We start from the raw sequence: 24,960 nt of genomic DNA, 5'->3' as shown, positions 1-24,960 counted from the left end.
TAAACAGATTCGGAAAGTTTTCGATCATTTCCATACAGGTATCGATTATTTCCCTAGGGATATCGATCATTCATCGGAGGTTATCAATCATTTCCCCGAATTTATCAATCATTTCCCGACTTTTATTGTCATTTCGGGACCTTCGAATCATTAAAACCATCTCTCATTTAATTTCCAACAAACAAAAAACCGGGAAGACTTGAAATATCGAGTCTCCCGGTTGAACAGAGTATTTATAGCAAGCTGTACAGTCGAATATCCGGAAATTTATCACCGAACCAACGTAGTGCAAAGTCATTTTCGAATAAGAAGACGAGATTGTCATAACGGTCCTTCACGAGCATGGAACGCTGCCCCGTCATCGAATCTTTCACATCGCTTTCATTTTCAATCCAGCGGGCGACTTTGGAGCCGATATGCTCCATGTGGACATCCACGTTGTATTCGTTTTTCATACGATGCTCGAACACTTCGAATTGGAGTTGACCGACGGCGCCCAATAGAACTTCTTCTGTATGCAACGTCTTGTAATATTGGATTGCGCCTTCTTGGACCAACTGAAGGATTCCTTTATGGAAATGCTTCGACTTCATGACGTTTTTCGCTGTGACACGAACAAACAGCTCTGGCGTGAACTGCGGCAACGCTTCGAATAGGAAATTTGACTTCCCTCCGACAACAGTGTCGCCGATTTGGTAGTTCCCCGTATCATATAGACCGATGATATCCCCTGCAACTGCCTCATTTACCGTTTCGCGGTCATCAGCTAAAAATTGTGTAGTCTGTGATAGTTTAATCGTTTTCGAAATTCGTGGGACTGTGACCGACATCCCCCTTTCGAATCCGCCCGATACAATCCGTACAAAAGCGATCCGGTCACGGTGAGCAGGATTCATATTCGCCTGGATTTTGAAAATGAACCCGGAGAACTCCTCTGAATTCGGATCGATAAGCTGGTCGTCCTTCGTTTTCCTCGGTTGCGGAGGTGGTGCAAACTGAAGGAATGTTTCCAAAAATGTCTGCACTCCAAAATTTGTCAAGGCACTGCCGAAAAACACAGGCGTCAATTCTCCCTTGGCGACTCTTTCCACGTCAAACTCATTGCCTGCTTCATTTAAGAGCAGTACGTCTTCAAGCGCTTGCTTATAATAGGAAGTTTCCGTCATCGGATGCTCGACTGCAAGCTCCCCTTCTTCATTTAAAGGAAGGAAATGACTGTCTCCTTCGACACGAGCTTGCTCAATGCGATTATTGTAACGGTCATAGACACCGATGAACTCCTTGCCCATGCCGATCGGGTAATTCATCGCATATGAGTCAATTTCGAGTACCTCTTCCAACTCTTCCATCAGTTCGAGAGGCTCTTTCCCTTGGCGGTCCATTTTGTTCATGAACGTGAAAATCGGTATACCTCTCATCCGACAGACTTTAAATAGTTTGAGTGTCTGAGGTTCGATACCTTTTGCCGAATCGACCATCATGACAGCGGCATCTACCGCCATTAATGTACGGTATGTGTCTTCACTGAAGTCTTCGTGTCCAGGTGTATCGAGAATATTGACACGCTTTCCGTCGTAGTCGAATTGCAGCACGGAAGAAGTTACTGAAATTCCACGTTGCTTTTCAATTTCCATCCAGTCTGATGTTGCATATTTTCCTGTCTTCTTTCCTTTTACGGTACCTGCGTCACGGATGGCACCGCCGAAATAGAGCAGTTTTTCTGTCATCGTCGTTTTCCCGGCATCCGGGTGGGAAATGATTGCAAACGTACGCCGTGATGCAATCTCTTCATGTATAGGTTTTTCCATTTTGTCTGAACTCCTTCTTTTCCACTTTTCTAAGCATAGACAGATTGCAAATCATTTTCAACAATTTTTTCTCCATTGCGCAAAGTCTTTTACTAAAAGGAAAAGAGCTATCTCATATGATAGCTCTTCATTTTCCTATTTCTCTATATAACCTCTGCCGAACTTCTTCTCCGCCTCATCCAATGCGATCTCTGCGTCGGAATGGGGAAGTTTTTCTCTGCCGATGATTTGAAAGTCTTCATGGCCTTTTCCGGCAAAGATGATAATATCCCCTTCCTCCGCGACAGAAACGGCATGACGGACGGCTTCCTCTCGATCCCCGATGCACGCATATTGATTGTGCTGCATGCCTGCTTCAAGCTCGGACAAAATCGTTTCGTATGCCTCATCTCTCGGGTCATCCGTCGTCAGCACGACATAATCGGCAATCGATGCCTTCTCTGCCATGATCGGACGTTTAATACGATCCCTGTTACCGCCTGTCCCAATGACGAATATCAATTTGCTATCGGCATCTTTATAAGGCAACACTGCTTGGATCGCCTTCTCGATTGCATCAGGTGAGTGTGCGTAATCGACATAAATGGTCAACGGCAACTCCGTATCGACTTTCTCCATCCTGCCTTTTGCAGAAGGAATGACTGCCAACCCTTCGAGGATTACATCCATCTCAAGTCCCTTTGCATATAAGGCCGCAATGACCGCGAGAGCGTTATAGACGTTGAATTCTCCAATAAGCGCCATCGTGACGTCGAAGCCTCCAACCGGCGATTCCAAATAGAATGAAGTGCTATCGACAGTCATGTTGATGTCCATTGCACGGAAATCAGCATCATTGCGAATTCCGTATGTAAATACCGGGAAGGAGGTCATTTCCTTCATTCGCTCTCCCCAGGGGTCATCCGCATTGACGACGCCGTACTTCGCCTGCGCAAGGTCCTGTCCAAGCTGCGCAAATAAAAGTCCTTTTGCATGCCCATAATTCTCCATCGTTCCATGGAAATCCAAATGGTCATGCGATAAATTCGTGAAGACCGCAATATCAAATTCGGTGCCCGCCAGTCTTCCTTCCACAAGCCCATGAGAAGAAACTTCCATCGTCATCGTGGAACACCCTGCATCAGCCGCTTGCTTGATCATTTGCTGTGTCGTCAGCACATCCGCTGTCGTATTTTCAGTTTCAAATAAAACACCGTCCAAATTGAAGCCAATTGTACCCGTCACTGCAGATTTTTCACCAGCATGTTGCAATACGGAATGGAGCATATTGCCAACGCTCGTTTTTCCGTTCGTTCCCGTAACGCCGATCATCGTCATACGTTTTGAAGGAAAGTTCATGAAGCGGGGCGCCAGCAAAGAGATTGCCCTTGACGTGTCTTCCACGTAGACGACCGCCACCTTGTCCAAATCAGCTTCGACAGGACTGGAAGCCACAATCACTCTTGCTCCATTTTCAATCGCTTTCGAAACGAATGCATGTCCATCCACAGTGAACCCTTTTATGCAGACAAACACGCCTCCTGCATTGACTGAGCGCGAATCGACTGCAATATCCGTTACGATATCGGGTAAAACCCCTTCCACTCTCTTGATCGGTAAACTTGAAAATAAATAATGGGTCTCCATACCGAGGCCACCTTCCAACAATTATTAGTTCAACATTTCTGATAGTACATATGCATGCAACAATTGTGATGTCGCTCTTAATGAATCGACATGAGTCCTTTCCAATGCATGCGAGGATTCGATACCAGGACCGAACAGTGCATGACGTACATCGAAGCCCGCACGTATTGCTGCAGAGGCATCGGATCCGTAATAAGGATATATATCTAACTTGAACGGTATACTCTCTTTTTCACATAGATCCGTCAAATGCCTAGTCAGCGCATAATGGTACGGCCCGCTTGAATCTTTCGCACAGATCGATACGGTGTACTCATCAGAAGTTTGCCCGTCACCAATCGCCCCCATATCGACAGCGATATATTCTACGGTTTCATTCGGGATATTTGAATTCCCGCCATAACCGATTTCTTCATTGTTCGAGATGTAGAAGTGAGTCGTATTCGGAAGTTCCGTTTCATTTTCCATCAATGAACGTATCAACTCCAACAAAAGGGCAGTACTCGCTTTATCATCAAGATGCCTTGATTTGACAAAACCGGTTGGCGTCACTTCAAATCTTGGATCGAACGAAACAAAATCTCCCACTTCAATGCCAAGCGCTCTCGTTTCGGCAGCGTTCGTCACTTTCTCATCGATCCGCACTTCGATATTGTCGGCATTCCTTTCTGCCGTTCCAGAATTCCGGTAGACATGGACTGTGGTCTGATGCATCAAAATCGTCCCGCGGAAGTCCTTTCCGGAAGCAGTATGTATATGGCAATACTCACCTTCCACCGCATTCCAGTTAAACCCGCCAATCATCGCCAATTTCAGCCTTCCATTGCCTTTGATTTCCTTCACCATCGCTCCAAGCGTATCCGTATGCGCTGTCAACAGACGATGACGTGAATCATCCTTCCCTGTCAAAGTTGCGATAACAGCGCCTTTATTCGTCCGTTTAAATGGGACTCCGATTTCCCCAAGTTCGTCGGCGATGACTTGCATGACTTTTTCAGTGAAGCCCGATGGACTTGGGGTTTCAACTAGTCTTTTTAATAATTCAGTCGTTCTTGATTCATTAAATTGATGCATCTCTCATTCCCCTTTTCTTTTTCTGAAACTTCTGTTTCCATTATAAAACAAATGTTGTATGATACTTATAATACTACTACTTTCCGAGGTGCAGCAATGGAAAACGGTCACGCCCTTCACTCTAAAAAAAATAACTATCTCGTCGGTTCTTTCAGTTTTATCGTTCTCCTTCAACTACTCGCTTCACCTTTCTATGACCAACCGTTATATGTACTGCCAATTGCAGCTGGAGCTCTATTCAACCTCAGCCTTTTTGGTCTTCTGCATTTTGGAAAACCGAACCAAAAAATAATTAGCTGGCTAATTATCATGGGAAGCAATTTTTATATTCTTTCCTTGCTGTTTGTCGACGCAGATTTTCCCTATCTTTTCTTTTTGTTTTTTCCTATTATCATGTCTCTCGTCTTTAGCGACAAATACTTGCACATTATCATGATGGTCTTAACGGCTATTGAATTGATCGTATTATTACAGATCATAGGTCCATATTTCCATCCGACGAGAGATCTAAAATTAGTAATCCATTTCAGTTTCTTATTTCTTATTGTCGTGCTGCTACTCTTCATCATCACTGTAAAAATCGGCCCCCAAATGAAAAAGCTGCTCATTGAAAAAGAGGTTATGAGCATGACTCTTTCCTCGAAAGACGGTTATTTGGATTTATTTTTTGAACATGCTCAAGATGCGATTGCAGTATTCAGCCTTGACCAAAAGCTGCTTGCCGTCAATCCTGCATTTGAAGAGATATATGGTTGGAAAAAAGAGGAGTGCATCGGAAAAGCGATACAATTGACACCCCTGTCAGAACTCGAAGGAAAGGCAGAGCAGCAACAATATCTGCTGCAAGGAAGGAGCTTTACAAATATCCGGTCGAAAGAGCTTCGGAAAAACGGAACTGTATTTGAGGCAGAAACAACCTTGGCACCCATCTATGATAAAAACAAGGAAATCATAGCATTGTCCATGATCACTCGAGATATAACGGAAAAACTTCAGGCAGAACGCCTGAAGGTTGAAGCGATTAAACTAAATGCAATTGGGGAAATCGCCGCGACTGTCGCCCACGAAGTGCGAAACCCTATGACCTCGGTCAATGGATTTGTCCAATTGATGAATGAAGATCCCGATAATCCATATCGTGCCTATACGGAGATAATGGAGAATGAAATTGAGAGGATCAATTTAATCGCGAATGAATTCTTGATTTTATCCAAACCTAATATTAAGCAACGAAAGGAAATTGACGTAGAAAATACGATAATTGGAGTCATTGACCTTTTTGCAGAAGAGCTGAAAATGCGGCAAATTAATTGCTCTTTATTTTTGGCAGAATATCCGTCGACTGTATTCGGTAATGAAGAAAGTTTAAAACAAGTATTTATCAACCTCATGAAAAACTCGCTGGAGGCAGTACAGAACGGCGGTAACATCTCGTTTTATAATTCGATCGTCAATCATACTATTTCTATTACGCTGACCGATAACGGCCATGGGATGGATCCCGAGACGTTCAAACAATTGTTTATACCGTTCTTCACGACGAAGGACGGAGCTACAGGACTCGGACTCGTCATTACGAAAAAAATAGTGTTGGATCATGGAGGAAAAATCGATTTCAATACACTTCGAAAAAACGGCACTGAATTGACCGTGTCTTTCCCGATTTATTCACTCAATAAAAGTATAGGGTTTGCTACGCTTGCGGACTGATCATCTATATTTTCAACATACTGAAAATGTGCGAAGGAAAAGCCTATGCATTCCTTCGCACGGTGCTCACCACAATTAGCGAAGTAGAGACTTTACAATTGCCAGTTTATTTCCATATGGCGGATACCCAATACGGACAGAAACTTTTGTACTTTTCTTCAAGATGGATTTCGAATGAGTGAACAGGTCAAAGCTCGCCTTTCCATGGTAGGCATTCATGCCGGATGCACCGACTCCGCCAAAAGGTAGATGGATATTGCCTACATGTGAAATAGTATCGTTAATGCAGCCGCCTCCAAACGGAAGTTGTTCCAAGAAATAATCCTGCGCCTGTTCATTTTCAGAGAATAGGTAGGCTGCTAAAGGTTTGGGCAGTTGGCGGATACGACGAATGGCCTCCCCTAAATTTTGATAGGGCAAGATTGGAAGAACCGGACCGAATATTTCATCCTCCATTGCAGGACCGTTCCATGAAACGCCATCCAATAAGGTCGGGCTCACGTATAGATCATGACGGTCTGCTTTTCCCCCGAGGACGATATGGCTCCTTTCCTTATCGATCAATTCTGCTAGTCGATCAAAATGTTTCTCGTTGACGATTCTCCCATAATCCGGACTTTTCGCGCTGTCTTCTCCATAGAAGTCGTGTATACAGTTTTTGAGCTCATTCAGAAATTGCTTCTTCACTGATTCATGGACAACGACATAGTCCGGCGCGACACAAGTTTGCCCGTTATTCACAAATTTCCCCCAAACAATCCGTTCCGCAGCCCTCTTCAAGTTAGCAGTTTGATCGACGATGACAGGACTTTTCCCTCCCAGCTCCAACGTGACCGGTGTCAAACGTTCAGCTGCCGCCTTCATGACAATTTTCCCGACAGCAGCACTACCGGTGAAAAATATATAATCGAAAGGTGCATGGATCAATGCGGAAGTTTCCTCGATACCGCCTTCGACGACCTGTACATAATCTGGAGGAAAAACTTCCGTCAAGATATCTTTTATAATATCAGCTGTATGGACAGTTGCTTCTGACGGTTTGACGACCGCGCAGTTTCCTGCAGCAATTGCACCCACTAACGGATCCATGATTAACTGAAATGGGTAGTTGAAAGGTCCGATGATCAATACTGTCCCATATGGTTCCCGTATGATAAAACTTTTCGCCGGTTGCAGATGTACTGGCGTCTTCACAGATTCAGGCTCCATCCATTCCTTTAAATGCTTCATCATGAATGAAATGCTAGACAATACGAACCCGACTTCCGTCACATACGACTCAAACTGGCTTTTCCCTAAGTCTTTCTGCAACGCTTCAAAAATCTCTTCTTCCTTTTGTACAATCGCTTTTCGTAAACGCTCTAACATGTCCAACCTAAATTCCACAGTTTTTGTAACTCCGGAATCATAAAAGTTTCGCTGAAATGCGATTTTCGATTCGATTTCTTGAGAAATTCCCACAAATACCCCGCCCCTTCAACAAATAATATTGTCAATATAGCAAAAGAACCGATTTCAGTTCGTCAAATTCCGACCAATTACGCAGTTTGGGGAATTGAACGTCAACATATACTATGATTACATAATTCATTAATTTGGTCCCGTAATTCGTGCAGTACAACCTTTATCGCCAATGAAAAAAGGCATATTTAACCCGCCGGCAAACAATAGGTCTAATGATTCCTTTTCAGTGGTTCGCGTTTCGGTCCCTCTCCTTCTCGGGTAAAGACGTATCACATAGCCACAAACTAATAATCAATGAAATGGAGGAAATGAACATGACAACAACAGAAACTTGGTGGGAAACAATTTTTGAGGGTAATCTTTCATTAGGTCTCAACAAGGAGCGCGTTACAGACCTGGATAATGAAACTTTCCTCTACTTTGACCCAAAACATGAAATGGATCTTGATACTAACCAAAACCATACACACTAATTGACATGCTTCCCGATTGACGGGAAGCTTTTTTATGCCCAGCTTCAGTTTATGCTCCTTGTTATTCTATGCTTCTCCACAAATATAACGCAGCATAACTTAAATATGGTGACCACGACGCAAAATGGACAATCATTTCATCAGCTGTCGGTTTCCGGTCGAGTTTCCATAATTGTTTTAAAGCATTTTGAAGACCGATATCCGCTAACGGAAATAAATTTGGCCGTCCTAGTCCGAACATAAGGAAGTTTTGGGCAGTCCACGGGCCAACTCCCCGATGCTTGACCATCTCTTCTATCACTTCTTCATCATCCATTTGAGTTAACTTTGATAAATCCAACTTGCCATCCACTATCGATCGTGACAATCCAATTACATATTCTGCTTTCCTGCCACTAAATTGAAGCTTCCGTAAATCCTCCACATCCAGAGATGCAATCGTTTCCGGACTCGGATATTTCCAAACACCGTCCTGCAGGCTGCCGAAAGATTCGACGAAGCGCATCGTCAATATATGAGAGAATGCCAAATTCAACTGTTGATGAATGATGTTTTTCATAAGCGTACCATAGAGTGAAAAACTTCGGATGAGCGGCGTGCCGGCATGATCTATAAAAAGCTGCTCAAGATCTGTCCCTCTAAAATGATGTGCAATCATATCCAACGGGCGGTCAAAATGAAATAGTGTTTTAATATGGTCGAGCTGATTCTCGTCAATTACGTTCTCTAGTTTAAAGGATGGAATGGCCGTTGAACCGGTGGCCACAAGACTGACGATATTCCCTTCTTCCATTGGAATGCGGATTTCACGTTTTGATAAATCCACTGCATTTACAGGGTCTGTTGCCAATCTTTCAAGCGCACGGTCAAAGTTATATACGAATGGTATCGAAATATGTGCCTCGATTGTCATCACCTCTTTTCTTCATATTCTACCTTTTTTTCGTCGCTTTAAAAAACTTTTAGAAAAAGTGTTGACTTCTATCGCAAACAAGCTATAATAATAAATGTGCAGTAAGCAAGCAACACTTTCTCCCGATTCCGTAGCTCAGCTGGGAGAGCGCTACCTTGACAGGGTAGAGGTCGCTGGTTCGAGCCCAGTCGGAATCATTGGGTGCCAAACCCGTAGGAAGGTTGTCGGAACAACAACCTTCTCCAGAAACAGTCCTATTAGGCCGGATGCCTAGGGGCTGTTTTTTTGTCGTTCGGAACCAGCTCAGAACCAATTTCCGACAAAGTTTTCGAACCGTATTTATTACCGCATCACTCATTCAAGTATGCTATCTCACTATCACTCGCACCAAATTCACCATTAACGAAAACCTCGACTGTTGTTGTTACGGTTTTTTCGTATCTGTCTCCTCGATTTTTTAATACATATTTCACCATCTCCATTATTGAACATTTCTTTTACGAACTCTTTGAATCGCTCCTTAATCATCCAAACACCCCCTATTTCATTTAATAAGCCTTACCCATAATCACTTACCGCTTTGACCAATTATTTTTTTTGTGGGCACTAGTGGACATAAATTGATGGAGACCAACAACAGCGCATCCCTAAATAGGACAACTTGCGACATAAGGACTCTACCATCCCTCATTATAGCAATTCGCATATTTTTCTTTGTTATAAGGAAGCAGTATCTTGTGTTATGAGTTACTCCCTCTCAAAAAAAGTTTGACAACTTTGTGAACAAGGTAAATAATATAGAAAAGGGGTGTTGGTAATGGAATCCAAATTAAAGATGTTGAATGCCGTTAAGGTTGTCGGTCTGACAGTACTAGCAATCGGAATCTTCGTTTTCTCGTATGGTTTCTTTGTAAGCGATTACAGCGCAATCACCGGCATTGGAATTGGAACTGTGATGGGAGCTATTTTCATCTTCCTAATGGGGGTATTCTTTGTTGCAACGGAAGAAATGCTAGAAAAGACGGATAAAGGGATGCGCAGCATTCATTAAAAAAAGAAAGGAGCGCCCATAGTGGCGCTCCTTTCCTATTTGTATCACATATCCCAAACCAATATTAACAACGTTCCAAAGATGGTGACGAGCGCGATAGCGATTCCGTAATAAATATTTGCGTAGATCGCCACTTTGTCTTCCGACTCACCAGCATGCATAAAGCCGACAAGCTGCACTGCCGCTTGTATGAATGCCGTAGCCAAAAGAATCGTCATCCCTACCGCAAATGACACATCCAAGAAGTAGACCGTCAAAGCTGCAGCAGTCAGAACTAACGAAAAGACAAATCCCATAACTTGTTTACGCGGGAATAATTCGCTCATGTTACATCATTCCTTTCAAGTAGATGAAGCTGAAGATGAAGATCCAGACAACATCTAAGAAATGCCAGTAAAGTGAGAAGATGAATGATTTATTGGCCGTTGCAGGCGTCAACCCACGTTTTTTCACTTGCATAATAATGAATAGCCCCCAGAAGAGACCTACTGTCACGTGCGCCCCGTGCGTCCCTAACGTCGTTAGAAGAATACCCGTGAATGCACTCACTTGAAGGCCTGCGCCAACATGGACATAATGTGTAAACTCATAAATTTCGACACCTAAGAACGCCAAACCGAGAAGCAATGTAATTGCAAAAAATGTCATCATCGCATTTTTTCTACCGAGACGCATCGCATGTACGCCTAGACCGATTGTAAAGCTACTTGTTAACAGCAAGATCGTTTCAATAAGCACCGGCGTAAGTTCGAAAATCTCCGCACCAGCCGGTCCGTTTCCGATCCGATTCTCCAATGTGAAATAAGTCGCAAATAGCGTTGCAAACAGCATCACTTCGGCTCCTAGGAAGATCCAGAAACCAAGTATGTTCAATTTATTCTGTTCTGTACCGTATTCGAGCGGAAGCGAGTTATCTATTTTCATATGCTAACACCTCGCCATCTTTTTCTGTGTCTTCAATTTCTTCAACGGAAATGTAATGACCGTCGTCTTTTTCAAATGAACGGTGGGCCATGCATGCGAAGATTGCAATGGTTGTAATGATTGCTGGAATCCACATGCTGAATACGAATGAAAAGCCCCAAACAAAGAAGATGCAACTCATGATAAACGGCACTCCACTGTTATTCGGCATATGAATTTTTTCAATATCCCCTTTGAATAACGGCGTACCTTTTTTCTTATAATCCCAGAACGCTTCAATGGAATCGACATGAGGCGTCCGAGCAAAGTTATACGATTGAACAGGTGTCTGTGTCGCCCATTCAAGTGTACGTGCATCCCACGGATCTGAACCGATATTTCGTGAAGAATGCCGTGTGCTGTAATAGACGTTATAGACGATCAATGCAAAGCCGATCGCCAGACCAACTGCTCCCACAAAGGAAAGCATGTTCAACGGTCCATATCCAGATGCTTCAGAGTACGTGTACATACGGCGCGCTTGCCCATCCAACCCAGTGAAGAACATCGGGAAGAATGTAACGTTGAAGCCTATTGCGATAAACCAGAATGCCCATTTTCCAATTCGTTCATTGAGCATGAAGCCGAACATTTTCGGCCACCAGTACGTAAGACCGGCCAGCATCGCGAATACGACTCCCGGAATGATTGTGTAATGGAAATGCGCAACCAAGAACATCGTATTATGGTATTGGTAATCGGCACTCGCCATACCGAGCATGACTCCTGTCACCCCGCCGATTGTAAAGATCGGGATGAACCCTACTGAATACAACATCGGAACTGTAAATTCAATTTTCCCTTTCCGCATTGTCAGCAGCCAGTTGAATATCTTAATTCCCGTTGGAATTGCAATCGCCATTGTCGTAATGGAGAAGATACTATTGGTTAATGGACCTTGACCCATCGTAAAGAAGTGGTGAGTCCATACTAAGAATGAGAAGAAGGATATGATCACAATTGAAGCGACCATCGATGTATACCCGTAAAGATTACGGCGTGAAAACGTGGAAATGATTTCACTATATATACCGAATGCCGGCAAAATGAGGATATATACTTCCGGATGTCCCCAAACCCAGAACAGGTTTGCCCAAAGCATATCCATTCCGCCATTAGTCATCGAGAAGATATGGGTGCCGAATAGGCGGTCCATCGTCCCTAACAAGAGTGTAACTGTGAGAACTGGGAATGCGAACACTACAATCGCATTCGTGATAAGCGCAGTCCAAGTGAACATTGGCATTTTCATCAACTTCATGCCAGGTGCTCTCATCTTGAAGATTGTTGTAATGAAGTTAATGCCCGAAATTAACGTACCAATTCCGGCAATTTGAATCGACATCAAGTAATAGTTCGTTCCGACAGATTGACTGAAGTCATTCCCTGCAAGCGGGAAGTACGAAGTCCAACCAGCATCAGGAGAACCGCCGATAACGAAGGAGATATTAAATAACATTGCACCCATAAAGAACAACCAAAAACTAAGTGCATTCAAACGTGGAAACGCTACATCGCGTGCCCCGATTTGTAATGGTACAACGAAGTTCATTAGCGCATAAATGAATGGCATAGCCATGAAGATAATCATAACAACCCCATGGGTCGTGAATACTTCATTGTAATGTTGGGCATCCAACAATTTGTTGTCAGGCACAGCAGTTTGTGCCCGCATCATCAACGCATCTACTCCGCCTCGGAATAACATGAGCAATGCGGCGATGATATACATGATACCAATACGTTTATGGTCAACAGTTGTCAACCATTCCCGCCATAAATAACCCCATTTTTTAAAATAGGTCAAGCCTATAAGAATCGCAATCACGGTGAGGCCAATAGCTACCATAGACGCGTAAATCGCAGGACTCGGATGAGGTATGGCAAATCGATCAAAGTAATCCATACTTGTTGTACTCCTTTCGGAAATTTATTTCGTGACAGATAAAGTTAAAAATGTAGATTCTCGTAAATTTCATTAATGGCCCGAATGGTCTGTCTCAACATCGCCATGAGAGTCATCGGAATGATGTGCATGCTCATGAGATTGATCTGATCCATGATTGTGCCCTTCTGGCGGCGGCAAAAACTCCAAGTGAGTTCCACTAAATGTCATTTGCCCGAGATGACCCGGTTTCAGCAACTCAGTGAACTTCTCTTCTGTCAGAGGCTCGGCGGTCGCTTTCACTTCTTCGACCCATTTATCGAACTCGTCTGCCGGCATTGCCTCAACATGGAAGATGTTTTCAGCGAAGCCTTTCCCGCTGAAGTTCGCATTTCTACCCATATATTCGCCAGGGACATCAGCTGCTAAATGTAATGTGGTGATCATATCCGACATTGCATATTTCTGTCCGCCTAGCTGCGGAATCCAGAAGCTTGTGATTGGACCGTATGAGTAAAGTCTAAATTCCAACGCTCGATCGGTCGGGATATATAGATAGTTCACCGTCTCAATATTTTCTTCCGGATAACTGAAATGCCATTTCCAGTCAGAGGAAGAAGCGTAAACGACCAATGGTTTCTGATCTTCATATCCTTTCGGTGTGGCCTCCACTTCATAAGTCGATTTCACCGTAATAATAGATAGGAAGATGATGATGATTATAGGTATCCCGACAATAATCGATTCGACAATCGGATTCCCTTCGATGTGCGGGGGTTCATAATCCGCATCTTGTTTCGAAGCCCGATATTTTACAACGACATATACAAGCAAAGCGAAAACAGCAATGACGACAATTGCCATCGTCGCAATTGAAATCCAAATAACATTGGATATTGTTTCTGCTTGAGGGCCTTTCGGATCGAGGACCATTACAGGTTCACAACCGGCCATTACTGCAAGAATACCGATAACCAGACTTAAAAGCGTCAATTTCCTTTTCATGGAAGTACCCCTTTCTTGTGTTCTATAAGGTATAGAAACAGCATTTAAAATTATAGTAATTTAGCAGTTCTTTGTGCTAGAGGCTTATCTTAATATAATAAATCCCCAAAAACAATTAGTAGGGGTACACTTCACAAAAACTTCACTAAAAAAAGAAGAATACTGTCACAAACCTTTCATTAAACATCTATATAACTGTCACACTCTGTATATTGCATTAATACCTTTTATTAATAAGTAAAGAAATACATTATAAACCTAATGTTTTTGTATTTTTTCCCACCTCAATATGTTATTGTTTTAATAATAATTTGATTAGACCATTACAACTTTTCGTAACCCAAGCGATCACAGGGTTGAAAAGTTTTTCACTCCTCTTCGACACCGAGTATTTTGTAACAAAAATAGGAAGAACCTTGCCCAATCAAGGCAAGTGTTCTTCCTATGTTTATACAGTTTTTACGACATTTTAAGATGTTACAAATAGTCGATGATCATCTATTGGAAAGGTTATCAAATGCTGATAAAAATTAATTTCATTTGAAAAATAAACCATACGTATTCATTCACCTGTTTCCTTGAATTGTTCAATTCTCTGTCCAATTTCATCCCGTACTCGTTGAAAGAATACCCACTTCTCCTCTTCTGTCCCCGTAGCTTTTGCTGGATCTTCGAATCCCCAGTGTACACGTTTACTTTGGGCAGGCGTCACGGGACAATTGTCAGCAGCATCTCCGCATAGAGTAACAATTAAATCAGCATGATTCAGTATACTCCTATCAATGAGATCTGACGTTTGATACGAAATGTCGATTCCGACTTCATTCATTGCTTTTATGGCGTTAGGATTAACACCGTGCGCTTCAATCCCGGCACTCATAACTTCCCATTCTTCACCGAGGATCTTTTTTCCCCATCCTTCAGCCATCTGGCTACGGCAAGAGTTGCCGGTACAAAGGAAGTAAATAGTTTTTTTCTCCATGTTTACACACTTCCTTTTCCAATATTAGATAATCAATAACCAGACGTACAATCCGAAAAGGGTGATGAAAAGTGTAGGGATCGTCAGAATGATTCCGACTTTAAAATAAGTCCCCCACCCGATTTTCACCCCTTTTTTTGAAAGGACATGCAACCATAGCAACGTTGCGAGTGAACCGATCGGAGTAATTTTAGGGCCCAAATCCGACCCGATGACGTTCGCGTAGATAAGCGCTTCCCGAATCGTTCCTGTCGTATTCGTTTCCGCTATTGCGAGTGCATCAATCATGACTGTCGGCATATTATTCATGATGGATGATAAAAATGCTGCTATGAAGCCCATTGTTATCGTAGCGGCAAAGAGACCTTGGTCAGCGGCCAGTTGAATGACATTCGCCAAGACACTTGTCAAACCGGCATTTTTTAATCCATAGACAACAACATACATGCCGATTGAGAAGAAGACGATCGCCCAAGGTGCCCCTTTCAACACTTGATTCGTGTGAACAGCTGGGCTTCTCCTCGCCATGATTAAAAAGAAGATGGCTACTATTCCTGCGATAAAAGACACCGGAAGCCCAATGAATTCACTTGAGAAGTACCCGACGAGCAATATGCCGAGGACTCCCCAAGAAAGCCGGAACATCCTGTGGTCTTTGATTGCTTGTTTCGGCTCTTTCAATTCGGCGACATCATACATTCCAGGAATACTCTTTCTGAAAAACAAATACAAGACAAGAATGCTCGCGACTAATGAAAATAAGTTCGGAACAATCATCCTTGAAGCATATTGGGCAAAACCGATGCCGAAAAAGTCGGCTGAAACAATATTGACCAAGTTGCTCACAACTAAAGGTAATGATGTCGTATCTGCGATAAATCCGCTTGCAATGATAAATGGAAATATCATTTTATCGCTGAACTTCAAATTCCGAACCATCGCTAAAACTATCGGTGTCAAGATGAGTGCGGCACCATCATTCGCGAACAACGCCGCTACGATTGCCCCTAGGAGGCTGACATAAACGAACATACGCAGCCCGCTCCCCTTGGCCAACCGGGCCATATGTAGGGCAGACCATTCAAAAAAGCCGATTTCATCGAGTATTAAGGAGATGATAATGATTGCAATAAATGCGAGTGTTGCATTCCAAACAATTCCCGTGACATCGAGCACATCCCCGAAGTCAACAACACCAAGGAGCAATGCAATAATAGCCCCGGCACATGCAGACCATCCGATCGACAGATTTCGAGGCTGCCAAATAACTAAAATAAGTGTAATGATAAAAATCAGTGACGCTGTTATAACTAAATACAAAATCTAATTCCTCCTACCTATTCACAACATACGCGCAAACCTTGCTCTTCTAAGTCTGAAATTGAACCGCCTTGATCCGGTAAATGATGAAGAATGCTTGAAATCAATGGATAATCTCCATGTTCCTGATTGATTGAATAAAAGATCCATTGCCCTCTACGCTCTTCTTTCACCAATTCGATATCCCTTAATTTACGTAGATGTTGGCTTATCGCCGGCTGGCTCATCTTAAAAATCGCGACAAATTCACACACGCAGCAATCATGTGATTCTAGCAATTTCATCATCGTCAGTCTCGTCTTATCTCCGAGAAGCTTTAAGATCTGTGATGCTTTTTGCAGATCAATCGACTCTGTTGTTTTCATTTAAATCACCCCGTCAGTATCATATAACTATATGCTTATATATGCAAATGTAAAAACCGGCGATCTAAAAGATAGCCGGTTTTATATTCATTGCAGTGGTATTAAAATCTCTACGACTTCTTCCTCAGCATTATCTTCAAGGTAGAATACCTCGATAGGAAATGATCGGTCATACAATTTTTGCTTATAGCCATTCTCTCCCATCCATGCAAATAATTTTGAGTACCCTTGATCGATCGTCTTATTGGAACAGCTGATTTTTGCATACTTCATCATCGGAAGCATTAATCCGATCATGCCTTCAGGAATTTCTGTAAGCGACTCAACTTCCACACATGCAAAATAGGTTGCAACGATGTCATTGCTCATATACGGACTGATTAACACATGCTTATTCTTGCAATTTACGAGTTCATCTAACCGCTTTTCAAACTCCATTTGAACCTTCATGGCAGCATCCGGGAACGACTCTGGAAAATTCGCAGTTATGCTTTGGCCAATCAATTCATACCCTGTTTGAACAATTTCACATTCAAAAGTAGCAATCGTTTTTACTTCCATGCAATCTCTCCTCCAAGGTCTATTTCCTATTTACTTCTCCATTCGTTTTGATTTCCCTTCCTTAGAACGTCCATCCTTGGTCTTCTTCTTTATAAGTGTAAGATCGATACTTCCCCCATCTTCTGTTTGCTTTTATACTTTTTAGACTAAAAAACTAATCCTGCCCAAAAGAAAAAAGCATTCTTCAATACGAAGAAATGCTTTCAAGGGTTTTATCCTATAAATGATGCGATAAAAATAATGATGATGGCAATCGGTGCGATGAAGCGTACAATAAACTTCCATGCTTGATTCATGAAAGGGTTCATTCGCAGCTCATCGTCAGTTTCCGCAGTTGTCAACACATGGCCTGCAAAAATGGAAATGAGAAAAGCTCCTATCGGCAACCCGATCCGACTTGTCAGGATATCTGCAAAATCGAAGAAAGTTCCTCCAGGCAGCTTCACATCGGATAACACACCGAAAGATAAAGCGCTTGGAATTCCGACGATGAAAATTAATAATCCAAATACCCAAGCTGCCGTCCGCCTACGTTCCAACTTCTCTCTAATCCCGGTTGAAACAACAATTTCCAGCATGGAGATGGATGATGTCAAGGTTGCGAATAATAATAAAATAAAGAACAGAATCAAAAAGAAGCCACCGAACGGAATTTCATTGAAGATTGCCGGCAATACGACAAAGATCAATCCCGGCCCTTCAGCAGGAGATTGTCCGAGTGCAAATACGGCGGGGAAAATGACGATGCCCGCGAGTAGCGAGATGAATATATTCAAAATCGATACATTGAAAGCAGATTGGCCAAGGCGCTCCTCTTTCGGCAAATACGACGCGTACGTCATCATCGCTGTAACTCCCACGCTTAACGAAAAGAACGCTTGTCCAAGTGCTAACAGCAATGTTTTTCCGGTCAAATACGACCAATCCGGCACGAATAGGAAGCGGACCCCTTCCATTGCCCCTTCTAATGTCAATGAACGAATTGCCAAGATGATGAAGAAAATGAAGAGCAAAGGCATCATCCAGCGACTCGCGCGCTCTATTCCGCCCTTTATGCCGCTTTGGACAATCCATATTGTCAAAATCATAAACACTGCCTGTGCAATGAGCACTTCACCTGGATTCGCTATGATCGCATTGAAAAGTCCTCCATAATCGGCAACGTCAAGATTAAACAATAATGCCCTTGCCAAATAGGATAGAATCCAACCACCTACTACGCTGTAAAATGATAAAAGGATGAAAGAACTGAGTAACCCCATCCATCCAATTAAAAACCATGGCTTTCCTGGTGCCAGTTTCTTTAATGAAGTTACAGCATCATGCTGCCCCCGCCTTCCGATGATGAATTCAGCCAGGAGGATCGGCAATCCAATTGCCAATGTGCAAATAATGAATAGCAAAACAAAAACACTTCCGCCGTTCGTTCCTGCCATATAAGGAAATTTCCAAATGGCGCCAAGTCCGATTGCACTTCCGGCAGCCGCCAAGACAAACCCTATTTTCGATGTCCATTGCTCACGTTGTTTCATTCAATCACTCACTTTTTCAAAATTTCTCCGATGAATATTGTATTAGTATAGCGTAGAATAGATAAAATCCATACTTTTTAATTATTGCGCATATTTATCTTTTATTTGATTTACTGTATCTTTCAAGGGAAATATGTATGTAACCAGGAAGCGGTACAATTAATGGTTAAAGATAAACCCTTGCCGGAAGATGGCAAGGGTTTCCTATTATTAAAATTGAATATCTTGGGGTTCTTCTCCTTCTTTATTCATCAGACGCATGGAATCAGGGGTTACTTTCAAGATGACGAGGTCCGGATCTTCAGGTCCAGTAAAATATGGCTTCATATGCTCATTCCATACTTTCTTTTTCATGCTTTCCTCATCGGAAATCGTTACGGTTCCCATAATTTCAAGGTACGCATCCCCAAAACCTTCCCCTTCATAGCCAATCAAAATATGCGTATTCGGATTCTGCTCAAGTTCATCCACTTTATCGGTCTTTTTCGAAGTGGCGGTGTAAAGTGTGAAATCTTCGGTAAAAAATGTCATATACCTGTTGAAAGGCTTTCCTTCTTGGACAGTCGCCATCGTTCCAACATAGCTTTCATCCAGGATTTTACGAGCTGTTTTTTTCGCATCCATCACAATCACTCCTCATTTATTATCTCTCTTAACTGTTCCTAAATTGAGTTGAAACTAAACATTCGGCAATAAACCGATCAAATCAATTTTCCAACAAACGATGATGCTTCACGTATAATAGATAAAAATGACGATGCGAATAAAGGATGTGTCTATATGGCAAAGCAACTTACAACTGATTCTGATTTGCAAAAGGAATGGATGGATATAGAAGGTATGAATACATGATCAAAAGACTTGTCATTACAGGTTATAAAGCGCATGAATTAGGCATCTTCAATGATAAACATCCGGGCATCGGCATTATAAAAAAGGCGTTGGAAAATCGATTGACTCCCCTTCTTGATAGTGGCCTAGAATGGGTAATCGTCAGCGGACAGCCGGGAGTTGAGACGTGGGCTGCTGAAACGGTGATCGACTTACAAGACACGTATCCGGATTTGAAATTTGCCATTATCACTCCCTTTGAAGAACAGGAGAAGAATTGGAACGAGGCGAAAAAGGAAGCGTATCAATTCATCCTTGCTCATTCGGATTACTCCGTCAGTTTAACGAAACGCCCTTATGAAGCTCCTTGGCAATTCATCGAGCGAGATAAGTTCTTACTTCGGAATTCGGATGGGATCTTAATCGTATACGACGAGGAGAATGATGGCTCACCAAAATTCATGAAGAAAATGGCGTTGAAATTCGCGGAAACGAACGATTATGAAGTGCTGACGATTTCCGCTGATGATTTACAGCTTGTTGCTGAGGATTTGCAGAGGCAGGATTGGGATTAAATGAAATCACAAAAAAGCTGTCCGTCAGTCAATCGACAGCGGACAGCTTTTCTGTAAATCACTTTTGATGCTTCTCCAAAAACTCCAGCATTCGGGTGTACACGTTAATTTCATTTTCCTTCTTCGAGAAGCCATGTCCTTCATCATCCAACACGAGATATTCGACATCGCGGCTAAGCTCCTTCAACTTCGCAACGATCTGGTCGGATTCCTCTTTCACGACTCGTGGGTCCTTCGCGCCTTGAATGACCAACATCGGCTTTACCATTCCGTCGAGATACGTGACAGGTGAATCTTTGATGAACCGCTCCTTATCACGCTCTGGATCTCCTAACCAGCGCTCCATGATCGGCTTCCAGTGAGGCGGAACGGAATTAACGAATGTGAATAGGTCGGATACGCCAAAGATATCCACAACTGCTTTGAAGTACTCGGCATGTCTTCCGTGCAGCAGCAATGCCATATAGCCACCATAGCTGCCCCCGACAAGGAATAGACGGTCACGATCTGTGATGCCATTATCGAAGAGCCACTCGATTCCCGCAAGACAGTCGAGGCGTGGTCCCTCTCCCCAGTCCTGTTCCACCATTTTCGTGAACTCCGAACCATATCCTGTGCTTCCCCGGAAGTTCGGCGCAAAAATGTTGTAGCCCCTATTCAAGAAGCATTGGAACATGGAACGGAACATTTTGCGTTCGGAAGACTGCGGCCCTCCATGTGGCCAGAAGATTGTATAGCCATTCGCAGTTTCCTCTTTTGCTTTAAACAAAAGGGCTTCGATTTCCATACCGTCGAATGAAGTATAAGAAACGACGTCCGGTTCCACCATATCTTCTTCACTGACGCCTAGCACTCTATTTTCAGTAAGTCTTGTCCACTCATTCCCATCTACCGATTTATAGATATTATGAGGAACCGTGGCGCTTCGACCTAAGATGTACACGTTGCCGGACTTGGCAATCCGGAATTGATCCACGACATCAACCGGCAAGGAGCACTCTTCCAGCCTTTCCCCATTTACATTCGTGCGATAATATTTATCCGCTACGCCTTTTATCGTAAGGAAGTGGATGTCTCCTGTTTCCTTATTCCATTTGATTGTCTGCACACTCTCCCCTTCCACTTCCAACACTTTGGAGAATGACTTTGTTGCCAAATCGTATTTTGCAATATAAGCATGATCACTCTCAAAGTCTGTGACGAAATGAATCATGTTATCATTCGTGAATACCGGATCATAGGCGACATGCACTTTATTCGGGTCAGGCGTCAAATGAAAGATTTCTTCTCCGATTTTCACGAAGCTGACGACATACGTATTTGCGAAAGCTTGTGAGTAAACGAAGGCCGTTTCATCATCCGAAACCGCGGCAAGCTCCGTGGTCGAAGTCTCTCCAAGATGCAATAACGTGTCTATCCCAGTTTCCAAGTTCCGCATATGTGTATTCAAGTACATCGGATTATCCATGGACGTCACATAATAAAGCCGTTTACCGTCATCGCTTAAATGACTGAAATAGAACTTCTCATTCGATTCTCCAGTAATTAACGGCTGCGGCAAGCCCCCTTCAAATGGTACCGAATAGATTTGATAGTTTTCATCCCCATCATTATCATACCCCGCCAAAACATAGCGGTTGTCCGGATCGAATTTAATGAAATTGCACGATTCATCCTGATGGGCGAATAAGTAAGGGTACGAGCCCGGTAAGTCCATTGCCCATAGATTCATCTTGCCATTTAAATTTGAATTGAAAATGAGCTTCGTTTCATCTTTGTTCACTGAAAAATTAGTGATTGAGTATGTCCGGAAAAATTGCTCCACAGTAGGTTTTCCAAATGCTATCATTACGTCACTCCTCAGGTAATATGTGCTTTTCTATCCAATGTATAGTATATCATTTCTAAATTGATGATAGAATTACTTATTGCAATTTTCTTAGAATATTGAAACTCATAACAAGTTCCTTCAATTCATCCCCACCTCATGCATACGCTGTGAGAGTGGGGGTGAAAATGGTGGATAATGAAAACCAGCAAACGAATGGAATGGCGATTAGTTCACTTGTGTTAGGGATTTTGGGAGTTGTGCTAAATTTAATTCCTGTCATTCCTTATCTTTTGGGTATCCTTGCTGTAATCTTTGGGGTCTCAGGAAATAAGGTGGCGAGTGGCAAAGGGATGGCCGTTGCAGGAATCATTTTAGGCAGTATCACATTGGCAATGAAGATATTCTTTTGGCTATTCATCATTCTTTTAGGAGGCATGAACTATTAGGAAGAAGCCAAGCCGCTTTAGATGTTTACCATCCACAAGCGGCTTTTAATCATGGTTTTTCCAATTGACTTTCCACTAAATCACCAATGAATGGCAGCTTAAAATAGTTGCCTTGATACGCTTGGTACATCATAAAGATCATCAGGGCGAATGCGAGCGGGCTTAACAGTAGGCTTGCAATTACTCCGAATACAGGAATGAACCCCAATATGATGTTGATCAGGAAGATAGCAATCGCCGTAAATATAGATTGCAGAGCGTGGAATCGGATAAATCGGTTTTCTTTTTCTATGAACAGAAAAATCAGACCGATGATAAAGATATAACAGAGCAATCCTCCAACATTCTCTGTTAATCCGATTGAGGTCTTTTCTCCTTCCGCTTTAGCATGCGGCATGACCTCTTCTGCTGATTGCTCAATAGTGACCGGTGCTTCCTTGTCTTTTTCATTCATTTTCCGTCCCCCTTTCCCCTTATTATATTGACCGTGTGGTAGAATGATGCCTTTCATAGGCCGACACTATAGCCACACCTAAAGAGGGGAAAAGAGGAATTCAGTTCGATTCAGTATGATTGGATTTTCCTTTCAAATTACTTATATAGGTTGTCGTGAGCTGGTAGCTCTTGTCGATTTTTTCAGCAATGAAGTGTGACCTTTCAAAAATGACCGACCTTAAAAAATCCATTTGCCTAATCAATTTTTCAATTAACCCTTCATGGTGTTCAATCCGTTTTGCAATTTGCGTCTGTGCCGCCTTTTGCTCTTCCAACGTGAGGGAGAATTGATCTTGTTTTTCAAGTTGCGCATCCATTTTTGTTAGAAGCTTCTCTTGATCGATATCGAATTTCTCTAACCGTTCTGCAATTTCCGCGTTCGAATGGTTCAGCATATTAATTTGTTCAACAAGATCTTCATTCATCTTCCTCTTGCTTTCGAGTAGTTTTTGAAGCTCTTTATGTTTTCGATCCAAACGTTCCAATGTCCCAATCGCTTCCTGTTCAAACTGGCGTTGCTGCGATTGATGATCAAGAATTTCCTCGAACCGGATTCCTGTTGTTCTCCATCGATCAGATTGGATCCTTCGTTGTTTCCGTAGTTGCTTTTCCATTTCGTTATATTTTTCATTCATCATGTCAAATGATCTCTTCTGTTCAATCATCGCCTCCGATAAGGAGTCGGTTCGATAAATGGACTGGTTCCGTTCGGCAATATTATCGCCCTTATAGAGATCTGAATGGCTCTTTTTATTAAAAAATAAACCCATAGTTCACCCTCCCATCAATCGTTTTCTCTATGATATGTTCAATCATATGTATCTGTACGAAAAAACCGTTCCTATGAAAGGAACGGTTTGAGAATGACATTATTTTTCAAATACTTGATGGAGCACTTTTTTCGATTCGACGTTGTTCAAGTTTTTATAAATACAGTTGTTTGGCTTGGTTCGAAGCGTTTTCGCAAATGAATTTGCCAGTTCCGCTTCGCCGACTACGTATAATTCCTTCCAGTTACGCTCTTTCCTCATCTTTTCAACAGTTACGCCAAGTTCTTTGTAAAAGCGTTCAAGGTTTTCTCTTAAACGATCATCCAAGCCATCGCTTTGGCCTCCTCCAGACCCGCGTTGCAAGGACGAGCGCACGCTTTGTTGTTCTTTCCAAACTTCGAGACCCGAATCGAATTCATAAGTTTTCTCGTCATTGACAAAGCCCATCGCAGTATCCAAAATTCGCACATCTCCAAAGCTCGTCAAGATGACACCTGCTTCAGGATAGGCCTTTAACATATACTCCATTTCTTCAACGACAGGATGGTCTTCCCAGTGGAAGCTTGTCTTCACTTGAACTTGCACATAATGGACGGACCACAATTCCGGATCCAATGACGCAAAAATAACGACCCCTTTATTCAAGTCGTTTTGATTGTCTTCGATTTCCTTCGTCACTTTCTCTCTCAGTTTTTTAAACGCTTTAATTTCTTTTTCATCTTGGGAAGCTTCTAAATACTCGAGAATTCGCTTCAAACCGTTTTTCAGATGGATCTTCCATGCTCCATTTTGCTGTTCCGGATCTGCAGGGTTCGTATTCAAGTACACACTTAACACACAACGGGAATCACATTTGTATTCCTTCAGTTTTTGCAGTTCTTCACTAAGTGACATATATCCCGAACCTCCTCATAGTATGCTTTTCATAACATACCCTCTCTAGTCAAATCCAAAACGGGAGGCTCGGCAATTACATGTAATTGGTTGTAAAATATACCGATTCAGCATAAAACAAAATCGGAGAGCCATAGTAAGAGCGATAGCAATCTGAAAGGAGAGATCACTTTTGGGAAGAGATAACCATAATAACAAAACAGGCGGCAACAACACTCAATCTTTACCACAAACGCCGAAAAACCAGAAGATCAAACCTGGTGATATGCAAGAGGAAATTGCGAAGGAATTCGCCGAGCTACGAAAGGCGAAAAAGAAGAAAAATTTATGATGCCCATAACGGAATGCCCCTACACTTGCTAGTCTGGTGTAGGGGCATCATATTT

25 protein-coding genes and 1 tRNA gene are annotated in these 24,960 nt (G+C 42.6%); 7 read left to right on the top strand and 19 right to left on the bottom strand.

The features are described from left to right. Positions 1 to 233 precede the first annotated feature (233 nt). The 3 genes from M3193_RS00735 to M3193_RS00725 all read right to left on the bottom strand — a co-directional run bounded on the left by M3193_RS00735 (position 234) and on the right by M3193_RS00725 (position 4,508). Complete coding sequence (locus M3193_RS00735) at positions 234 to 1,808, bottom strand: peptide chain release factor 3 (protein ID WP_251623725.1); 1,575 nt, start codon at positions 1,806 to 1,808, stop codon at positions 234 to 236. A 135-nt stretch (positions 1,809 to 1,943) separates the two neighbouring features. Continuing rightward, complete coding sequence (locus tag M3193_RS00730; protein WP_251623723.1) at positions 1,944 to 3,434, bottom strand: UDP-N-acetylmuramoyl-L-alanyl-D-glutamate--2,6-diaminopimelate ligase; 1,491 nt, start codon at positions 3,432 to 3,434, stop codon at positions 1,944 to 1,946. 24 nt (positions 3,435 to 3,458) lie between these two features. Then, positions 3,459 to 4,508, bottom strand: coding sequence for a M42 family metallopeptidase (locus M3193_RS00725; protein ID WP_251623721.1), 1,050 nt, complete (start codon positions 4,506 to 4,508; stop codon positions 3,459 to 3,461). Between the two features lie 96 nt (positions 4,509 to 4,604). Between M3193_RS00725 and M3193_RS00720 the strand changes: the two genes are divergently transcribed. Continuing rightward, the gene (locus M3193_RS00720) at positions 4,605 to 6,218 is read left to right on the top strand and encodes a two-component system sensor histidine kinase NtrB (protein ID WP_251623719.1); all 1,614 of its coding nucleotides are present in this window, start codon (positions 4,605 to 4,607) and stop codon (positions 6,216 to 6,218) included. Positions 6,219 to 6,293: 75 nt separating this feature from the next. On the opposite strand, the gene M3193_RS00715 is transcribed toward M3193_RS00720, so the two are convergent. Beyond that, the gene (locus M3193_RS00715) at positions 6,294 to 7,679 is read right to left on the bottom strand and encodes an aldehyde dehydrogenase (protein WP_251623717.1); all 1,386 of its coding nucleotides are present in this window, start codon (positions 7,677 to 7,679) and stop codon (positions 6,294 to 6,296) included. Between the two features lie 317 nt (positions 7,680 to 7,996). Between M3193_RS00715 and M3193_RS00710 the strand changes: the two genes are divergently transcribed. Continuing rightward, positions 7,997 to 8,155 carry a hypothetical protein gene (locus M3193_RS00710; protein WP_251623715.1) on the top strand — a complete coding sequence of 53 codons (159 nt, stop codon included), beginning with the start codon at positions 7,997 to 7,999 and terminating at the stop codon, positions 8,153 to 8,155. Positions 8,156 to 8,216: 61 nt separating this feature from the next. Here the strand turns inward: M3193_RS00710 and M3193_RS00705 are convergent, their stop codons facing one another. Further along, complete coding sequence (locus M3193_RS00705) at positions 8,217 to 9,068, bottom strand: DNA-3-methyladenine glycosylase family protein (RefSeq protein WP_251627107.1); 852 nt, start codon at positions 9,066 to 9,068, stop codon at positions 8,217 to 8,219. A gap of 124 nt (positions 9,069 to 9,192) precedes the next feature. Here M3193_RS00705 and M3193_RS00700 point away from each other — a divergent pair. Both M3193_RS00700 and M3193_RS00695 read left to right on the top strand, forming a co-directional pair. Beyond that, positions 9,193 to 9,265 (top strand) — tRNA-Val (locus tag M3193_RS00700). A 620-nt stretch (positions 9,266 to 9,885) separates the two neighbouring features. Then, entirely contained in the window at positions 9,886 to 10,119 is a 234-nt protein-coding gene (locus M3193_RS00695; RefSeq protein ID WP_251623713.1) for a hypothetical protein, read from the top strand. Positions 10,120 to 10,163: 44 nt separating this feature from the next. Here the strand turns inward: M3193_RS00695 and qoxD are convergent, their stop codons facing one another. The 10 genes from qoxD to M3193_RS00645 all read right to left on the bottom strand — a co-directional run bounded on the left by qoxD (position 10,164) and on the right by M3193_RS00645 (position 19,356). Continuing rightward, a complete protein-coding gene (gene qoxD, locus M3193_RS00690) occupies positions 10,164 to 10,445 on the bottom strand; it encodes a cytochrome aa3 quinol oxidase subunit IV (protein ID WP_251623711.1) in 282 nt (93 codons plus the stop codon). Position 10,446: 1 nt separating this feature from the next. Next, a complete protein-coding gene (gene qoxC, locus M3193_RS00685; protein ID WP_251623710.1) occupies positions 10,447 to 11,043 on the bottom strand; it encodes a cytochrome aa3 quinol oxidase subunit III in 597 nt (198 codons plus the stop codon). Continuing rightward, positions 11,030 to 12,988 carry a cytochrome aa3 quinol oxidase subunit I gene (gene qoxB, locus M3193_RS00680; protein ID WP_251623709.1) on the bottom strand — a complete coding sequence of 653 codons (1,959 nt, stop codon included), beginning with the start codon at positions 12,986 to 12,988 and terminating at the stop codon, positions 11,030 to 11,032. The genes qoxC and qoxB overlap by 14 nt, the downstream gene beginning before the upstream one ends. A 72-nt stretch (positions 12,989 to 13,060) precedes the next feature. After that, on the bottom strand, positions 13,061 to 13,972 hold the full coding sequence (qoxA, locus tag M3193_RS00675) for a cytochrome aa3 quinol oxidase subunit II (RefSeq protein ID WP_251623708.1): 912 nt from the start codon (positions 13,970 to 13,972) through the stop codon (positions 13,061 to 13,063). 562 nt (positions 13,973 to 14,534) lie between these two features. Next, the gene (gene arsC, locus M3193_RS00670) at positions 14,535 to 14,954 is read right to left on the bottom strand and encodes an arsenate reductase (thioredoxin) (RefSeq protein ID WP_251623707.1); all 420 of its coding nucleotides are present in this window, start codon (positions 14,952 to 14,954) and stop codon (positions 14,535 to 14,537) included. A 24-nt stretch (positions 14,955 to 14,978) separates the two neighbouring features. Further along, positions 14,979 to 16,274 carry an arsenic transporter gene (locus M3193_RS00665; protein ID WP_251623706.1) on the bottom strand — a complete coding sequence of 432 codons (1,296 nt, stop codon included), beginning with the start codon at positions 16,272 to 16,274 and terminating at the stop codon, positions 14,979 to 14,981. A 17-nt stretch (positions 16,275 to 16,291) separates the two neighbouring features. Beyond that, entirely contained in the window at positions 16,292 to 16,639 is a 348-nt protein-coding gene (locus tag M3193_RS00660; RefSeq protein ID WP_251623705.1) for an ArsR/SmtB family transcription factor, read from the bottom strand. A gap of 87 nt (positions 16,640 to 16,726) precedes the next feature. Next, positions 16,727 to 17,200 carry a GyrI-like domain-containing protein gene (locus M3193_RS00655; protein ID WP_251623703.1) on the bottom strand — a complete coding sequence of 158 codons (474 nt, stop codon included), beginning with the start codon at positions 17,198 to 17,200 and terminating at the stop codon, positions 16,727 to 16,729. A 212-nt stretch (positions 17,201 to 17,412) separates the two neighbouring features. Next, complete coding sequence (locus tag M3193_RS00650) at positions 17,413 to 18,732, bottom strand: sodium-dependent transporter (RefSeq protein ID WP_251623701.1); 1,320 nt, start codon at positions 18,730 to 18,732, stop codon at positions 17,413 to 17,415. A gap of 210 nt (positions 18,733 to 18,942) precedes the next feature. Then, positions 18,943 to 19,356, bottom strand: a complete 414-nt coding sequence (locus M3193_RS00645; protein WP_251623699.1) for a pyridoxamine 5'-phosphate oxidase family protein — start codon at positions 19,354 to 19,356, stop codon at positions 18,943 to 18,945. Between the two features lie 224 nt (positions 19,357 to 19,580). On the opposite strand from M3193_RS00645, the gene M3193_RS00640 reads away from it, so the two are divergent. Continuing rightward, on the top strand, positions 19,581 to 20,138 hold the full coding sequence (locus M3193_RS00640) for an SLOG family protein (protein WP_251623697.1): 558 nt from the start codon (positions 19,581 to 19,583) through the stop codon (positions 20,136 to 20,138). Positions 20,139 to 20,196: 58 nt separating this feature from the next. On the opposite strand, the gene M3193_RS00635 is transcribed toward M3193_RS00640, so the two are convergent. Next, complete coding sequence (locus tag M3193_RS00635) at positions 20,197 to 21,987, bottom strand: S9 family peptidase (RefSeq protein WP_251623695.1); 1,791 nt, start codon at positions 21,985 to 21,987, stop codon at positions 20,197 to 20,199. 170 nt (positions 21,988 to 22,157) lie between these two features. Here M3193_RS00635 and M3193_RS00630 point away from each other — a divergent pair, with 170 nt between their 5' ends. Then, a complete protein-coding gene (locus tag M3193_RS00630) occupies positions 22,158 to 22,415 on the top strand; it encodes a DUF4190 domain-containing protein (protein ID WP_251623693.1) in 258 nt (85 codons plus the stop codon). A gap of 49 nt (positions 22,416 to 22,464) precedes the next feature. On the opposite strand, the gene M3193_RS00625 is transcribed toward M3193_RS00630, so the two are convergent. The 3 genes from M3193_RS00625 to M3193_RS00615 form a co-directional block, all read right to left on the bottom strand. After that, positions 22,465 to 22,869: a DUF4870 domain-containing protein gene (locus M3193_RS00625; RefSeq protein ID WP_251623691.1), complete on the bottom strand. Its 405-nt coding sequence runs from the start codon at positions 22,867 to 22,869 to the stop codon at positions 22,465 to 22,467. 100 nt (positions 22,870 to 22,969) lie between these two features. Then, a complete protein-coding gene (locus M3193_RS00620) occupies positions 22,970 to 23,680 on the bottom strand; it encodes a hypothetical protein (RefSeq protein WP_251623689.1) in 711 nt (236 codons plus the stop codon). A 99-nt stretch (positions 23,681 to 23,779) separates the two neighbouring features. Further along, complete coding sequence (locus M3193_RS00615; protein WP_251623687.1) at positions 23,780 to 24,574, bottom strand: VLRF1 family aeRF1-type release factor; 795 nt, start codon at positions 24,572 to 24,574, stop codon at positions 23,780 to 23,782. 172 nt (positions 24,575 to 24,746) lie between these two features. On the opposite strand from M3193_RS00615, the gene M3193_RS00610 reads away from it, so the two are divergent. Then, on the top strand, positions 24,747 to 24,905 hold the full coding sequence (locus M3193_RS00610) for a YfhD family protein (protein ID WP_251623685.1): 159 nt from the start codon (positions 24,747 to 24,749) through the stop codon (positions 24,903 to 24,905). The last annotated feature ends 55 nt before the right edge of the window (positions 24,906 to 24,960 follow it).

This window comes from Sporosarcina luteola, assembly GCF_023715585.1.
Lineage (GTDB): Bacteria > Bacillota > Bacilli > Bacillales_A > Planococcaceae > Sporosarcina > Sporosarcina luteola_D.
Note: the sequence above shows the minus strand (reverse complement) of the source record. Positions and strands in the feature narration are given on the sequence as shown.